Annotated in this window: 21 protein-coding genes; all 21 read left to right on the top strand. The window is 64.8% G+C overall.

Annotated features, from left to right (window positions below):
• The first annotated feature begins 74 nt into the window (after window positions 1-74).
• The 21 genes from JQ575_RS05490 to JQ575_RS05390 all read left to right on the top strand — a co-directional run bounded on the left by JQ575_RS05490 (window position 75) and on the right by JQ575_RS05390 (window position 14,725).
• Window positions 75-332, top strand: a complete 258-nt coding sequence (locus JQ575_RS05490) for a hypothetical protein (RefSeq protein WP_212032233.1) — start codon at window positions 75-77, stop codon at window positions 330-332.
• On the top strand, window positions 283-951 hold the full coding sequence (locus JQ575_RS05485; RefSeq protein ID WP_212032232.1) for a hypothetical protein: 669 nt from the start codon (window positions 283-285) through the stop codon (window positions 949-951). Before JQ575_RS05490 ends, JQ575_RS05485 begins: the two co-directional genes overlap by 50 nt.
• Entirely contained in the window at window positions 948-1,124 is a 177-nt protein-coding gene (locus JQ575_RS05480) for a hypothetical protein (protein ID WP_212032231.1), read from the top strand. The genes JQ575_RS05485 and JQ575_RS05480 overlap by 4 nt, the downstream gene beginning before the upstream one ends.
• A complete protein-coding gene (locus JQ575_RS05475; protein ID WP_212032230.1) occupies window positions 1,121-1,450 on the top strand; it encodes a hypothetical protein in 330 nt (109 codons plus the stop codon). Before JQ575_RS05480 ends, JQ575_RS05475 begins: the two co-directional genes overlap by 4 nt.
• Window positions 1,450-2,634: a GT-D fold domain-containing glycosyltransferase gene (locus JQ575_RS05470; protein ID WP_212032229.1), complete on the top strand. Its 1,185-nt coding sequence runs from the start codon at window positions 1,450-1,452 to the stop codon at window positions 2,632-2,634. The genes JQ575_RS05475 and JQ575_RS05470 overlap by 1 nt, the downstream gene beginning before the upstream one ends.
• The gene (locus JQ575_RS05465) at window positions 2,631-3,239 is read left to right on the top strand and encodes a hypothetical protein (protein WP_212032228.1); all 609 of its coding nucleotides are present in this window, start codon (window positions 2,631-2,633) and stop codon (window positions 3,237-3,239) included. Before JQ575_RS05470 ends, JQ575_RS05465 begins: the two co-directional genes overlap by 4 nt.
• On the top strand, window positions 3,229-3,834 hold the full coding sequence (locus JQ575_RS05460) for a hypothetical protein (RefSeq protein WP_212032227.1): 606 nt from the start codon (window positions 3,229-3,231) through the stop codon (window positions 3,832-3,834). The genes JQ575_RS05465 and JQ575_RS05460 overlap by 11 nt, the downstream gene beginning before the upstream one ends.
• A complete protein-coding gene (locus JQ575_RS05455; RefSeq protein ID WP_212032226.1) occupies window positions 3,834-4,022 on the top strand; it encodes a hypothetical protein in 189 nt (62 codons plus the stop codon). Before JQ575_RS05460 ends, JQ575_RS05455 begins: the two co-directional genes overlap by 1 nt.
• On the top strand, window positions 4,019-4,720 hold the full coding sequence (locus JQ575_RS05450) for a glycosyltransferase (RefSeq protein WP_212032225.1): 702 nt from the start codon (window positions 4,019-4,021) through the stop codon (window positions 4,718-4,720). Before JQ575_RS05455 ends, JQ575_RS05450 begins: the two co-directional genes overlap by 4 nt.
• On the top strand, window positions 4,675-5,433 hold the full coding sequence (locus JQ575_RS05445) for a hypothetical protein (RefSeq protein ID WP_212032224.1): 759 nt from the start codon (window positions 4,675-4,677) through the stop codon (window positions 5,431-5,433). The genes JQ575_RS05450 and JQ575_RS05445 overlap by 46 nt, the downstream gene beginning before the upstream one ends.
• Window positions 5,434-6,270 carry a hypothetical protein gene (locus JQ575_RS05440; RefSeq protein ID WP_212032223.1) on the top strand — a complete coding sequence of 279 codons (837 nt, stop codon included), beginning with the start codon at window positions 5,434-5,436 and terminating at the stop codon, window positions 6,268-6,270.
• Window positions 6,270-7,772, top strand: a complete 1,503-nt coding sequence (locus JQ575_RS05435; RefSeq protein ID WP_212032222.1) for a hypothetical protein — start codon at window positions 6,270-6,272, stop codon at window positions 7,770-7,772. The genes JQ575_RS05440 and JQ575_RS05435 overlap by 1 nt, the downstream gene beginning before the upstream one ends.
• Entirely contained in the window at window positions 7,772-7,969 is a 198-nt protein-coding gene (locus JQ575_RS05430; RefSeq protein WP_212032221.1) for a hypothetical protein, read from the top strand. Before JQ575_RS05435 ends, JQ575_RS05430 begins: the two co-directional genes overlap by 1 nt.
• A 5-nt stretch (window positions 7,970-7,974) precedes the next feature.
• Complete coding sequence (locus JQ575_RS05425; protein WP_212032220.1) at window positions 7,975-8,295, top strand: hypothetical protein; 321 nt, start codon at window positions 7,975-7,977, stop codon at window positions 8,293-8,295.
• Window positions 8,292-8,639, top strand: a complete 348-nt coding sequence (locus JQ575_RS05420; RefSeq protein ID WP_212032219.1) for a hypothetical protein — start codon at window positions 8,292-8,294, stop codon at window positions 8,637-8,639. The genes JQ575_RS05425 and JQ575_RS05420 overlap by 4 nt, the downstream gene beginning before the upstream one ends.
• The gene (locus JQ575_RS05415) at window positions 8,632-9,072 is read left to right on the top strand and encodes a hypothetical protein (protein ID WP_212032218.1); all 441 of its coding nucleotides are present in this window, start codon (window positions 8,632-8,634) and stop codon (window positions 9,070-9,072) included. The genes JQ575_RS05420 and JQ575_RS05415 overlap by 8 nt, the downstream gene beginning before the upstream one ends.
• Before the next feature lie 106 nt (window positions 9,073-9,178).
• On the top strand, window positions 9,179-9,706 hold the full coding sequence (locus JQ575_RS05410; RefSeq protein WP_212032217.1) for a hypothetical protein: 528 nt from the start codon (window positions 9,179-9,181) through the stop codon (window positions 9,704-9,706).
• 104 nt (window positions 9,707-9,810) lie between these two features.
• On the top strand, window positions 9,811-10,245 hold the full coding sequence (locus tag JQ575_RS05405; protein WP_212032216.1) for a hypothetical protein: 435 nt from the start codon (window positions 9,811-9,813) through the stop codon (window positions 10,243-10,245).
• A gap of 56 nt (window positions 10,246-10,301) precedes the next feature.
• Window positions 10,302-10,442 carry a hypothetical protein gene (locus JQ575_RS05400; RefSeq protein ID WP_212032215.1) on the top strand — a complete coding sequence of 47 codons (141 nt, stop codon included), beginning with the start codon at window positions 10,302-10,304 and terminating at the stop codon, window positions 10,440-10,442.
• Window positions 10,442-10,999 (top strand): DUF6441 family protein, encoded by a 558-nt coding sequence (locus JQ575_RS05395; protein ID WP_212032214.1) that lies wholly within the window; start codon window positions 10,442-10,444, stop codon window positions 10,997-10,999. Before JQ575_RS05400 ends, JQ575_RS05395 begins: the two co-directional genes overlap by 1 nt.
• A complete protein-coding gene (locus JQ575_RS05390) occupies window positions 11,000-14,725 on the top strand; it encodes a hypothetical protein (RefSeq protein ID WP_212032213.1) in 3,726 nt (1,241 codons plus the stop codon). It abuts the gene before it with no gap.
• The last annotated feature ends 4 nt before the right edge of the window (window positions 14,726-14,729 follow it).

Raw genomic sequence — 14,729 nt, 5'->3', positions numbered from 1 at the left:
CGGGGGGAAGCCTCCGGCCCGGTCAGGCGTTGCTGATCCCTTTCCCTGTTTTGTTTTCACAAGGACTGTTTCAAATGAAGCTGATCGCAGCCAATACCGTGCAAGGCCGCAAGACGTTGCGCGCCCCAGACCCGAAGAATTCGAAGGATCGCGGCCGTCATCAGACCACGATGGTCGCGCCCGGCGCCGAATTCGACACCGCCGATCTCGGCATTTCCGACGACGAGGCGCTCGCGATGATTGCGTCGGGTGCCGCCAAGCGCAAGATGCGCGAAGTCACCGATGCCGACCATGTCGAGGCGGGCGCCGGCGCCGGTGCTAACGCGACCTGATCCGTCGCTGTGGTGGCACGTCACCCGCGAATGGGAGGGCGAGACCGCCTTCATTGTCGGCGGCGGTCCGTCGGTCCTTTGCCAGGATGTCGAGCAGCTGCGCGCCCGGCGCGTCCTCGCGATCAATTCGAGCTTCGTGCTGGTGCCGTTTGCCGACATCCTACTGTTTGGCGATTTGCGCTGGTGGATCGACAACAGGGGCAAGCTCGGCGAGTTTGGCGGTCGGATCGTTACCTGCCGCCGTTCGCCCTGCGAGCTCAAGAGCGCCGGCCGCCCGCTACTCACGCTCGAGCGGCAGAACCCGCCAGGGCTCGCCGTGGTTCCGACCCGCGTCGTGTTCAAGCGCACCAGCTACGTCGCGGCGATCAATCTCGCGGTGCATCTCGGTTGCCGCCGCATCATAGCCCTCGGCCTCGATGGAGCGCGTGATGCCAAAGGTCTCTCGCATCACCACACGCCGCATCGCTGGCCGGTAAGGCCTGATTGCTGGAAAGCACAGGCCGCCGAACTCGCCACACTGGTTGCACCGTTAAAGCAGCTCGGGGTCGAACTGCTCAACGCCAGTCCCGGCAGCGCCGTTCCGTTCTGGCCGATCGTCTCGCTGGAGGATGTTCTGTGATGGAGAAGACCAAAACGCTTAAGATCAGCGCACGGAATCCGAGAGGAATGAGCGGCGTTGTTCGTCAGGCCAACGCGAACTTTGCCGAATTGTATGATGGACTTTCAAAGCTGCGCGACGATTTTCAGACGCTGCTCGCGCGGCTGGAGCACATCGAGGCGCGCCCTACGTGACGGCGGACCTGGGCACGTCCGCCGCGCTGGACCGTCATCTCAAAGATGCGATTGCTGAACTCTCACCCAAGAAAGAGCAAGCCACCATGGCGCGAGGATTGCTGCGGCTGAAGAACCTGACCGAATCCCTGATGCAGTCTGTCGATGCGGCAGCTGAGAAGGCGGCGATCGAACTGCAGAAGGACCATGATGAAGCGATTACGGCTGTCGAGAGCGTCAGTTCGCATGTCGGGGGCGCGTTCAAGGCCGCGACCTCTGAAGTCAACGACATGCTCAACCAGATCAGCAATGGCGACCCTTCGAAGACCAAAGTGATTGAGGACTGATGCCTCCCTATCCGCGAGTTATTTCCGAGGACGAGACGATCGACGCGGCACGCGAAGGCTTCAGCCTGGCGCGGTTCGGCGACGGCGAGCTGCGGTTGGCGATCGGCGGCAACTGCATTAGCCAGCGCGAGAATTCGCCGCGGCTGATCGCGGAACTGAAGGCGATGCTGCAGATGCCGCCGACTGGCTGCATTGTCTGCATCCCCAATGTTCATTCGGCAACGCCCAAGGCAGATAGCTGGGCGCGTTATGCCGATTCAAAATTTACGTCGCTCTACAACGGCGTGGCGCATGTCGTTTACGGCTCCTCCTTCATCACGCGGCCGGATTCCGCGCCCTGGATCGACCGGCCCGATTATTGGGACAAGGTCGAGCAGCTGTGGAAGGGCAAAGAAATCACGCTGGTCACTGGCGATGAAAAGTCGCTGACGACGGAGCGCTGTGCGTCGGCGGCCAAGATCAACGTCGTGCGCGGGCCGCGCATCAATGCTTATGCCGAGATCGATCGGATCGAGGCCGAGATCCTGCAGCAGCCGGCAGGTCCAGTCCTGATGTGCCTCGGGGTTACCGCGACCGTGCTGGCGGCACGGCTAGCGGAGAAGGGCGTGCACGCGCTCGATCTGGGCCACATCGGCATGTTCCGCCGTCACGCCGGCGCCTATCGCTACGTGATCGACAATCTGGTTTCGCCGCACTACCGCGCCACGTTAACCGCCATGCACCAGCGGCAGCGCTGGGGCGCGGACGGCCACAAGCATGCCGAAGCCGTGCGCGGTCTGATCGAGGAGGTGAGGCCCTCGACCATCCTCGACTATGGCTGTGGCCGCGGCGAACTCGCCAAGGCACTGGCCCCGATCCGGGTCAGCGAATACGACCCCGCCATTGCCGGTAAGGATGGCATGCCGAAACCATGCGAGCTCGTGGTCTGCACCGACGTGCTGGAGCATATCGAGCCGGACCGGATCGACGCCGTGCTCGATCATCTCGCCGTGCTGGCGGGCAGGGCGCTCTATCTCGTGATCGCGACGCGGCCGGCCAATGCCGTGCTGCCAGATGGTCGCAACGCACATCTAATCGTCGAGGGAGCCGAGTTCTGGATCGCCAAGCTGAAGGCGATGCCGTTCGGCAAGATCGTTGTTCAGGGCAAGGGCGAGCGCGAATTGCGGGTGAGCCTGTTCAAATGAACCTTATCGTCGACGACAGCCATTTCGCCTATCTGAAGCTGCAGAAGGGCTCGCTCGATCATCTCAAGGATGATCGCGCCGCCTGGCACGCTGCCTATGAGCAGGCGCAGGGCGATGATTACGACAGCCTCGTTCCGTATCTGCCGCCGGTGCTGGCTGGCCGCCATGTGCTTGACGTCGGCAGCGGGCTCGGCGGCATCGACGTGCTGCTCGATCGGCACTATGGCGGCATCGACGTCCATCTGCTCGATGGTGTTGACGATCCGCCCGAGATGACGCTTCACCGCCGAACCTTCAACAGCATGAAGGTGGCCGGCGACTTCCTGACCAGGAACGGCGTCCATCAATGGAGCTATGTCGCGCTGCCGCCGGTCGCGGCGCGTCCGATGGATATCGTGATCAGTCTCGGTTCGTGGTGTTTTCACTACGGCCCGTCTGAGTATCTGGCCTTCGTCTATCGCTGCTGTACCTCGCGGACGGTGCTGATTCTCGACGTCCGCGCCGACAGGCCGGAGTGGCGCGTGGAGCTCCAGTCGAGGTTCTACGAGGTCGGCTGCGCCAAGGCCTCGCGCAAGTTCAACCGCCTGGTGTTTCATGCGAAGTGACATCATCAGCGTCGTCGGCGGCGGCTGGTCGGTCAGCCAGGTCGACCGCGAGCGGATCCCGGGCAGGATCATCGCGATCAACGATTCCGCGATCCATCTGCCGCGGTTCGACATCGTGGTGTCGATGGACCGGCTGTGGACCGAGTACCGCTACGACGATCTGCATCGGATGCAAAAGCCGGCGCATATCCGCCGCTCGGCGCTGCAAAAGCTGCCGCACAAATGGCCGTGGCTGCGATCGTTCGAGTGCGACCATACGTCGGCTGAATTTTCCGATCAGCCCGGCGTGCTCAACGGCACCAATTCCGGCCTCTGTGCCTTCAATCTGGCCTATCAGATGCGGCCGGAAAAAGTCCTGCTGTTCGGCTTAGACATGAAGCGCGGCGCGAATGGCGAGGTTTATTGGTATCCGCCTTATCCATGGTCGGAGAAGGGCGCGACCAAGAACGGCAAATATGCCGAGTGGTCGAAACAGTTTGCACAGGCAGCCCGGCAATGCGCCGCCGTCGGCATCGATGTCGCCGTCGTCGGCGACAGCGCGATCGAATGCTTTCGCAAAGTCCCGTCGTCTGATTTCGCGAGGATCGCAGCCTGATGGACGGATTCGGCGAAATGGTTGTCTTCCTCGCCGCGGCGGCGGCGTTTGGAATTCCCGCGGCGCTTGGGTTGTTCGTCGGCCTGGTGCTGGCGCTGTACGGCTTCCACGCGGCTGGCGTCATCGTCGCGGCTGCCGGCGTGGTGGCCGGGCTGATCTTCGCTCTTTGGGTCAAGAGGCAAGCATGACACCGACCACGCTGGTGATGGCCTATTACGAAAACCCGGGCATGCTGCGCGAACAGTTCGCGAGCATCCGCAGGTTGCCGGCAAAGCTGCGCGATCTGCTGCATGTCGTCATCGTCGACGACGGTTCGCCGGATCATCCGGCTGTGCCGGAGGATATCGGCTGTTCCTTACAGATCTGGCGGATCGGCGTCGATGTCCGCTGGAATCAGGACGCCGCGCGCAATATCGGTGTGCATCACGCCGAGACCGAGTGGCTGTTGCTGACCGATATGGATCATGTCGTGCCCGAGGCAACATGGCAGCCGCTGTTGCTGCGCCAATACGATCGCGACGTGGCCTATCGGCTGGCGCGGGTTTCGGCGCCGGACATGGCGCCCTACAAGCCGCATCCGAATTCCTGGTTCCTGACGCGAAAGCTGTTCGAGCGCGCCGGCGGTTACGACGAAAGCTTCGCGGGGCTCTACGGCACCGACGCGCTGTTCCGCGATGCGCTGGTACCAACGGCGCGGGAAATCGTCATGCTGAAAGAGGTGCTGATCCGCTATCCGCGTGAGGTCATCCCGGATGCCTCGACCACGCGATACCTGCGCAAACAGCCCGAGGACCGCGCCGGCATCGCTGCGCTCATGCGGCGCCGCAAGGCGGATGCCGCATGGTCACCGAAGCGGTTGTCGTTTCCCTATTCGCGGGTCGCCTGAACATGCTCAGCATCGTCTGCTGGAAATGGAAGCCGAAGACGGGCTATCGCTCGGCGTTCGGTCCCGAGACTGTCAACACGCTGCGCGCGATGGTGCGGCGGTATTACCAGAAGCCGCACCGATTCATCTGCGTGACGGATGACGCTGCCGGGATCGCCGGCGATGTCGAGATCATTCCGCTGTGGGACGATTACGCGGCGGTGCCGTCGCCTCATGGCGCTCACCAGCCGAGTTGCTACCGGCGGCTGAAGGCGTTTTCGTTGCAGGCTGCAGCCCTGTTCGGTCCGCGCTTCGTCTCGCTCGATCTGGACTGCGTTGTTACCGGGGATCTGTCGCCGGTCTGGGACCGCGACGAAGATTTCGTGATCTGGGGCGATACCTCGCCGAAGACGCCCTACAACGGCTCGATGTTCATGATGCGCGCGGGATCCCGGCGCCAGGTGTGGGAAGATTTCGATCCGCAGACCTCGCCGGCGAAGGGGCGGGCGCTCGGATATTTCGGCAGCGACCAGGCCTGGATTGGCGCCAGGCTCGGGCCGCACGAAAAGAAATGGTCGCAGGCCGACGGCGTCTACTCCTACCGCAATGACATCAAGGCCCTCGGCGGGCTGCCCGACAACGCGCGGATCGTGATGTTCCACGGCAAGGTCGATCCCTGGGATGCCGAGGCGCAGCGGCTCGCCTGGGTGCGCGCGCACTATCGGGGGAATTAGATGGCAGCGCGCTTCTGGGTTGGCGGAACGGGCAATCTCGACGGCAGCACAACCACGCACATAGCTGCCACGTCGAACGGTGCTGGCGGGGCCTCCTATCCCGGCTCCGGCGATACGCTGACCTTTGACGGAAATTCTGGCGGCGGCACGGTTACGGTCACGGCGCCCGTGAATTTTACATCGATCACGATGGGCGCGTTCACCGGCACGCTCGATTTCGCCGCCAACGACGTCAACGTCACCCTGCAATCGTTCAGTTTGACTGGTAGCGCCACCCGCACGCTGAACATGGGTGACGGCACCTGGACGCTCACGGGCACCGGGACCGTCTGGAACGCGCTTACGACGACTGGGTTGACCTTCAACGCCAACGGCTCGACGCTGCTGTTCTCGGCATCGACGCTGACGTCCAGAAACCTGACCGGGAATCTCACCTACAACAACGTGACCATCGCGGCCAACGCGACCGGCGGGGCGTTCCTGTTCAACACCGCATGCACGATCGGGGCGCTTAACATCGCCGGGCCCAACAACGTCGCGGTCTCCCAGGCGACGACGGTGGCTGTCACGACGCTCAATGTGAACGGCAGTTCCGGCTCTGAGATTTTCCTGCGATCGAGCGTGGATAGCGCCGCCGGCACGCTCTCGGTGGCGGCCAACGCGCCGACGATCACCTGGGCTGCGCTCCGGGATATCACCTGCTCGGGTGGCGCAACCTTCGTCGCCGATAATTCGTTCGACCTCGGTCACAATTCGGGCATCACGATCAACGCGCCTTCGGTCGGCGGCGGTGGCCGCGCCATTCAAATCAACAACGACAGCCTGGTGGCAGCATAATGTGGCTAGGTGATTTTACAGAAGACTTCGCCAGCGTCGTCTGCATGTTCACGACGCACGCCAGCACCGGCGCGCCGGTCGCGCCGAACTCAGCGTTCGAGGCCGCCGACGTCGTCATCTACAAGAACGGCAACGGCGCGCAGAAGGCGACCACCAACGGCGTCACCATGACGAGTCCCTTCGACTCGGTCACGGGCCTGCACTGCGTCACGATCGACACCTCGAACGATACCGGCGACGGCGGCTTCTGGGTCACGGGCGCAGTTTACACGCTGGTGCTCACGCCGGATGAAACGGTCGACAGTGTCACAGTCGCCAAGGTGATCGGCCAATTCGGTATAGAGTTGTCCGGCGCGCTCCGACCGACGACGGCCGGGCGCAAGCTGGACGTCTCCGCCGGCGGAGAGGCCGGGGTCGATTGGGCGAACGTCGGCTCGCCGACTACCGTCGTCGGCTTGAGTGGCACCACGATCAAGACGGCGACCGACGTCGAGACCGACACCGTCGACATTCAAAGCCGCCTGCCTGCAGCATTGGTCTCCGGGCGGATGGACTCGAGCACCGGCGCGATGGCCGCGAACGTGATGACAGCGGCCGCGGCGGCCTCTGATCTCACCACCGAGCTGCAGAGCGGGCTGGCGACGGCTGTGGCTGTGGCAACCCTGCAGACCAGCGTCGACGACGTGCCGACGAATGCCGAACTGGCGACGGCGCTTGCGAGCGCGGATGATCCCGTGCTGGCGCAGGTCGCATTGGTCAAGGCCAAGACGGATCTAATTCCGGCGAGCCCGGCGGCCGTCGGCTCCGAAATGACGCTCACGGCGGCCTACGACGCCGCCAAGACCGCCGCGACGCAGACTAGCGTCAATGACCTGCCGACCAATGCCGAACTCGCCACGGCGCTCGGGACGGCCGATGACGCGGTTCTGACGGCGATCGGGGCGCTCAACAACCTGTCGGCTGCGCAGGTTAATACCGAGGTGGACACCGCGCTGGCGGACGTTGGGCTTACCACCACGATCACCGGCCGGATCGATGTGGCGACCTCCACCCGGCTGGCCTCTGGGAGCTATACCGCGCCGGACAATGCCGGGATCACGTCGATCGGCGGCTATGTGGTGGCGATCGATGCCAAGACGGCGAACCTGCCGAGCGATCCGGCGGACCAAAGCCTGATCATCGCAGCGACGAGCTCGCTTGCCACTTTGATCGGCGACGTGCCGACCAATGCCGAGCTGACAACCGCGCTCGCCAGCGCCGATGACGCGACGCTGGCCGCGATCGCCCTGGTCAAGGCGAAGACGGACCTGATTCCTGGCACGATCGACGGTAAGACCTTTGCCGAGATAGTGACGCTGGTGGCCGCTGTGCTGCTCGGCAAGGCCAATGGGTTGGCGACCACGACGGCGCGATACCGTGCACTCGACGACGCTAAGGATCGCGTGGTCGCGACCGTCGACGCCGACGGCAATCGTTCCGCCGTCACGCTGGATGCTACCTAATGTTCGGCCGCTATTTCGCCGCCCGCTATTTCGGCCGGCGCTATTTCGGTGGCAGCGGCGGTGAGCCAGCGGCGCCGCTGGTACCCGATCCTTTGCTGACGCTCAAGAACCGCTTCCTGCGCTCGCGCCAGCTTTCGAGTGACATTCGCGTGCGTAGCCTGGCCGCCCGCCGGCGCCGTCAACGAAGCCTGGATTAGAGCCGATGTATGTGGGCCGCGATTTCTCGCCCTCCGATGAGGGCGAGTCCGAAATCTATTCGCTCGACTTCGTCCGGGACTGCGCCGCCGGCGAGACCATCGCGTCGGCGGCCTGGCATTGCACGGTCGCCGACGATTCCGAAGTGCAGGACGAAGATGCGGCGAGCCGGGTCTCGGGCAGTTCCAGCAACTCCGGCACGGTGTCCTCGCAGCGCATCGCAGGCCTGGTCGACGGGGTCAAGTACGTGCTTCAGGCTGTTGTCGTGACCAACCAGGGCAACACCAAGTCGCTATGGTCGCATGTGACCTGCGGGGTTCCGCAATGAGCGCGCCTGATTTCGACGCGGAGATGCTCGACCCGATTTATGACGGGATCGGTGTGCCGGCGGAATTTCTGTCGCGGGAAGGGGCGCGCGCCGACCTGACCGTGATCGACAAGACCTCGGGCGTCGAGATCCCTGAGGGGCCGGTGGCGTTGCAGAGCTCGCGGCCGGCGGCGTGCGTCCGGGTCAGTGAACTGGTCGCGAAAAACCTCGACCGCGGCAAGATGAAAAACGGCCGGCTGACGTTCAATAGCGCATCCTGGAACGTCGAGTCGACGCGACCGAAACCGGTGCCGGGCGGCAAGGGCGAGCTGTATCTGTTCCTGCAGGAGCGCAACGATGAGTGACAAACGCGAGGCGGTGATGGTCCGCTTGCTGGCAATTGCCAAGGACATCGAGGACGTCGAGAGCGCGGAGCGCAATGCCCCTCTGGCCGATGACGTCGATGCCAGGCGGATCTCGCTGCTCGAGGGCGCCGAGGAAGTCAACGAGGAATTCGGCAGCCGCCACGCCGCCGACAAGGGCATCGTAGTGATGATCCCGCAACTGTTGATCGCCTGCAGCGCGCGCACCCGCGATGTCGGCGCCGACTTGAACATGATCCGGGGCCGCCTGATCAAGGCGGTGATGACTGATACCGAATTGCTGGCGCTCACGGTCAACAAGCGTTCGATCCGCTACGCCGGCATGGATAGCGATCTGGCGTTCGCGATGCTGATGGAAGGCCGGATGGCGATCCGTTTCCGCATCGCCGTGATGCTCGATCCCAAAGCGCTGTAGCGCGTCAAGACACATCCGAACAGTAAACCCTGCGTTTTCGAGACGCTTCATCGCGATGCGTCGCAACCCTGCCGCATGTTCGCGGCTCATCACTGGAGCATGACAAATGGCCTCGTCCCCGAGCGACAAGAACTATTCGATCCCGACCGGTACCGGGTTTTTTACGCCGTCGAGTGGCGCCGATGTCGGCGTGCGGCGCTCGCTTGGCAACATCGTCAACTTCACCATCTCGGCGGAAGTGACCACCAAGGAGCACACCAAGAACTCCGGCGGCAAACGCACCGTCGACAAGAAGATCATCACCCAGGTCGGCGCCACCGCCAAGTTCACGCTCGACGAGATCACCGCCGCGAACCTCGAATATTTCGCGCTCGGCTTTCGCGAGGAGCAGTCGGACGGCAGCTTCATCATCAAGGGGTTGTCGCAGACCCAGTTCGAGGGCTTCCTCGAGGTCATCGGCGACAACGACACCGGCTCGCAAGTCGACTGGTCCGGCGACGTCTCGTTCATTCCGTCCGGCGATTTCTCGCTGATCAAGGACAATGACGACTGGAGCGTGATCGCTGTCGAGGCGACCGTGCAGGAAGATTCCGACGGCGATTTCGGCACCTGGGCCATTCGCGAAGAGGCTTGAGCCACCGCTTTGCGCAATGGGGCGACGGTCTCGGCAGCAATGCGGGGCCGCCGCTTCCTGCTGAGTGAACGGCTCTTTTTTTTTCAAACCAAGGAAATGGCTCCATGAACAACGATTTGTTGCATTTCGTACCCCTGACCGAGACCGTCACCATCCGCGGCAAGAAGATCAAGCTGCGCGGCATCGACATCGGCGAACTCGGTCAATTGTTCTTTCGCTTTCCCGACGTCGCCGCGATGATGGCCAAGCGTCAGTTCGACGTCCAGAAGGCCGCGGTCTCCAAAGAGGCGATGGTGGCGTTCGCCGTGGCCGGCGCCGGGCAGCCCGGCGACGCGGCGATGGAAAAATCCTTTGCCAACCTGTCGCTCGGCGAACTCGCCGTGCTGTTCAAATCGGTGTTCAAGCTGACCGCGCCAGGCGGCATCGGCCCTTTCGTCGAGCTCGTCCTCACCCTGCAGGGGAAAGAGGGCGCCGAGGAGGACGCGGCCGCCGCGCCGAAGAAGGAGCGCAAGGGCGTCAAGGTCCAGGTGAGGCCCTAGTCGACGCCGCCGATTTTCTGATCGGCTCGGGCTATTCGCGCGAAGCGGTGCTCGCGATGACGCCGCGCGAGATCATGTTTGCGGTCCAGCCGGCGGAGGCCCGCCAGCGCGCCGCGAGCGCCGAGGCGCTGGCGATCGCGACGCTGGCGGCACACGATCCGCAAAAGGCCATGGCGCAAGTGGAGAAGCTGACCTGATGGCGAACCTGCGGTTTCGGAAGGGCGATTTCCCCAAGGCCTACCGCGCCAACCTCGACCAGATGGCGAGGGCGGCGACGGCGGCGATGGGCGAGACCGCGCTCGCGGCCAAGACGGCGGCCCGCGCCAGCATCGCGGCGGCTGGCTTCTCCGCCAAGGTGCAGAACGCGATGCGGGCCAACGCCTATCCGTCCGCCGGCGCCTCGCTCAGTCCGGCGGCGCTGATCTTCAACAAGATTCGTTATTCGGCGATCTTCCAGACCGGCGGGACGATCGACGGCAGTCCGCTGCTGTGGCTGCCGATCGAGGCCAATCTGCCGGGCACCTCCGGCGGCAAGTGGACGCCAGCGCGTTATGCGCAGTCGGTCGGGGCACTGGTGTCGGTCAACCTGCCGGGGCGGCGGCCGATGCTGTTTGCCGCCAAGAAGCGCGGGCCGCCGCTGTTTGTCGGGATCGAGCGGGTGACGCTGCGCAAGCGGTTGAATGTCGATGAAGCGGTGGCAGCTGCCGCCGCCGCGCTGCCGTCGCGCTACGCCGCCAAACTGAAAGATCAATAGATGGCGACCGCCAATATCTCGAACCGGATTTCGCTCGACGGCGGCGACGACGTGCGCCAGCAGGTCGTCGGGTTCGCCGAAGAGTTCAACAAGCTGCTCGAAGGCGTTCAACGGGTCGCCGACCAGCTCGGCCGGATTGACGCGTCTCGGCTGGAGACCGTGCAGGGGCAACTTGCGGGCGCCTCGCAGGCCGCGGGCCAGGCCTCGGGGCAGGTGCAGAGCTTCGGCTCCGACCTGTTGTCGTTCGCCGGCAAGACGGTGGCCGGCATCGCCGGGCTGGCGGTGGCAGTGAGCGCGGTGATCTCGTCGATCGCCTCATCGGCCGCGGAGACCACCTCGGCGCTGGATTCAGCGGCGAGCAAGGTCGGGCTGACGGTGCAGACCTATCAGGCGCTGAAACAGGGCGCCGACGATGCCGGTATCTCGGTCGAAGGCCTCAACCGGATTCTGGGCAATATCGACAAGGCGGCGACGCAGGCCGCCGGCAGCCTCAGCCAGGTGATCCCGACCGATACCGCCGGCCGGCTCGCCGCGACCGGCTCCTCGCTGGAGCAGATCGCCGGCGGCCTTGCGGTCGCGCAGCGCTCGGCGGATGCGTTCGGCCGCACCGCGGGCTCCTCGATCGACCTGATCCAGAAGTTCGGCGACGCCACGGTCACGATCTTCAACGGCGTGTCGAAGTCGGCGCTCGATCTGGCCAAGAGCAGCGACAGCATCCGCCAGGGCGCGCGCGGCGCGGCGGAGGCGCTGTCGCAGCTCGGCATCAGCGCAGACCTTTTGTCCAAGCTGACGCCGGAACAGCGGCTGCAGCTGCTCGCGATGCAGCTCGACAAGATTCCGGAAAGCGCCGGCAAGGCGGCGATCGCCGCGCGCCTGTTCGGCGACGAGTGGCGCAAGGCGCTCGAGTTCATCAAGCAGCTGCCGCAAACGCTTGGCGACAGCGACGGCTCGCTGCGCAGCTTCTCCGACGGGGAGATCGCCGCCGGCAAGCGGCTGAAGGATTCGCTGGGCGAATTGTCGGCGGCGTTCACTTTCCTGAAGGACAAGATCGGGCTTTTGTTCGCGGCCGGGCAGAGCGCGCGCGCCGAATGGCTGACCAAGCTGATCGACGACGCCCGCAAGCTGTTGTTCGGCTTCATCGCGGTCGACGAGGCCAAGCAGAAATTGCTGGCGAGCGGCCAGTTCGATTTCTTCAGGGATCTCGACCTCGACAAGTTTCAGGAATTCCTCAACCAGAAGGGCGAGAGCGGGCTAGCGCAGGCGATCGGCTTCCTCCGCGATGTCAGCCGCGATCTCGCGCAGGTCTGGAGCAGCGTGCTGATCCCGGCCGGGCTGGCGCTGATCGCCGCGTTCAACGGCATCGCCGCGCAGATCAACTCCGCGTTCGGCACCGACATCTCCGGCCGCTTTGTGGCGATCGTCGCGGTGATCGGGCTGGTGACCGGCGCCTTCGGCGCGTTGCGCGCGGTGTTCTCGCCTGTGGTGGCGGCGTTCGGCGCCTTGCTGTCCTCGATCGGTTCGATCGGGCCGCTGCTGCTCGCCGGCGCGCTCGCGGTGCGGGCGTTCTGGGCGGAATTCCGCGGGGCCGGCTCGGCCGCGATCGGCGCGGTGCGGAGCGAGAGTGCGGGTTTCCTGGCGGCGTTCTCGCAGCTGGCGCGCGGCAATTTCAGCGGCGCCTGGGCGCTGTTTAAGAGCGCGGCACTCGATGCGTTCGCCTCGGTCAAGGATTCGCTCGGCAAGATCTTCGGCGGCGAGGGCAGCACCGTGTTCACCTCGATCACGCGGCTGATCTCCGGCATCGCGCTGGCGGCCTCCGGGCTGGCTGCGATCTTCAATGCGATCTTCGGTACCAATGTCAACGCCGAGGGGTTGCTGCTGGTCGCAGTGCTGGCGCAGCTGTTCGGCGCGTTCACGCTTTTGGCCGGGGTGGGGCGCATCGTCGCGCTGGCGCTGCTGCCGCTCGGCGCCAGTTTCCTCGCGATCGCGGCCAGCGCGATCATCCTGGCGCGGCAGTTTCCCGATCTCGGCAAGTCGTGGGAACAGGTGACGCAGGGCTTTAGCAACCTCTTGGCCGGCGACTTCGACAAGGCGATCACCAGTTTCGGCGCGGCGTTCGACGGCGTCTGGAGCAGCCTGAAGAATCAGGGCGTGCTGACCTGGACGATCCTCGGCGCCGGCGCGCTCGCGGTCAGCGCCGCGGTCGGCGGCCTGATCGGCCAAATCCGCACGCTGGCAACGATCCTGATCGCGATCACCCCGATACTGGCGGCGCTGGGCTCGGCCGGCCTGATCGCCAACGATTTGACCAAGGGCCTCGGCCCGCTGGAGGAGTTCGAGAACATGGTCAAGGCGCTCAACAGCCAGTTCCGCGACGGCAAGATCAGCGCCGAGGAATACAACAAGCAGATGGAGGCGCTGCATTCGAGCTCTGATAAGGCCAAGGATGCCAGCGGCGGCGCCACGAAGGGGTTTGCCGACAGCTGGAAGGCGGCGCTCGACCAGATCAAGGCCGTGCTGGGCGAGACCGGCGCCAACAGCAAGCAGGTCGCCGACGGCATCGCGCCGCCGTTCAACGCGGCCGCCGACAAGATCGCTGGCGGCTTCAAGAGTTCCGCCGATAAGTCCTTTAACGGTTTTCGCGAGATCGCGCCGGGCATCTGGTCCAAGATTCAGGAGGGCGGCAAGACCGCAGCCGATGGCGTCGCCGGCGGCTTCAAAAACGCCGCCGACGGCTCGTTCAACGGCTTCCGCGAAGTCTCAAAAGGCGTCTTTCAGAAAATTCCGCAGGATGCCAAGGCCTCCGCCGACGAGAGCAAGAGCATCTTCGACGGTCTGGAAAAAGCAATCGCCGACACGATTCGAGCTACGCCGCCGTTCGAATTGAAGGGCTCGGACAAGGCGACCGAGGACCTTTCTAGCGTCCAGCAAGGCATTCAGAACCTCGGCCAGAGTTCGGACGACCTGACGCCGCGCCTCAACGCGGCGTTCGCGGCGCTGCAGTCCGGCGGCTCCTCGGCAGCGAGCCAGGCGCAGGCCACGGCGTCCAGCGTGCAGGCGATTGCGCCGGCGGTCGACGGCGCTTCGTCGAGCGCGCGCGGGCTCGGTTCGGCGTTCGACGGGGTCGGCTCCAGCGGCGCCTCGGGGCTGTCGAGCGTCGCCTCGTCGCTCGATGGCGTGATCGGAAAATTGTCGCAGGCAACCTCGGGCGCGCAGGCGCTGGCGGCGGCGATCGCCTCGGTCAACTCGGGCAGCGGCGGCGGCGAAGATCTCGGCGGCTTTGCCGGCGGCGGTTACACCGGGTCCGGCGGCGTCTACGAGCCGGCCGGCATCGTTCACAAGGGCGAGTACGTCCAGCCCGCGCATGTGGTGCGGCAGCCCGGCGTGCTGGCGCTGATGGAAATGCTGCGCGCGGCGGGCGGCGATCTGAGACAAGCGCTGGCGAATTTCGGGTTCGTGCCGCGCGGCTTCTCGTTCGGCGGCCTGGTCGACTCGATGTCGCGGCAGCTGTCGTTTGAGTCGCCGCGGCTGTCCTATGCCGGCGGCGGCATCGTCAATCCGCCCGCTCCGTTGCGGCCGGTCACGCTGCAGTTCGGCTCCGGCGAGAACGCCAGGATCGTCAGCGGCCTGCACGCGAGCCCGCAGCGGGTGCAGGAGCTGGAAAAGGAAGCGCTGTTCGACCGGCTGCGATCGAGCCGGACGCCGTCGCGCGGATCGAGCAGGGGTTAATCAC

Source organism: Bradyrhizobium sp. JYMT SZCCT0428 (assembly GCF_018131075.1).
GTDB lineage: Bacteria > Pseudomonadota > Alphaproteobacteria > Rhizobiales > Xanthobacteraceae > Bradyrhizobium.
Note: the sequence above shows the minus strand (reverse complement) of the source record. Positions and strands in the feature narration are given on the sequence as shown.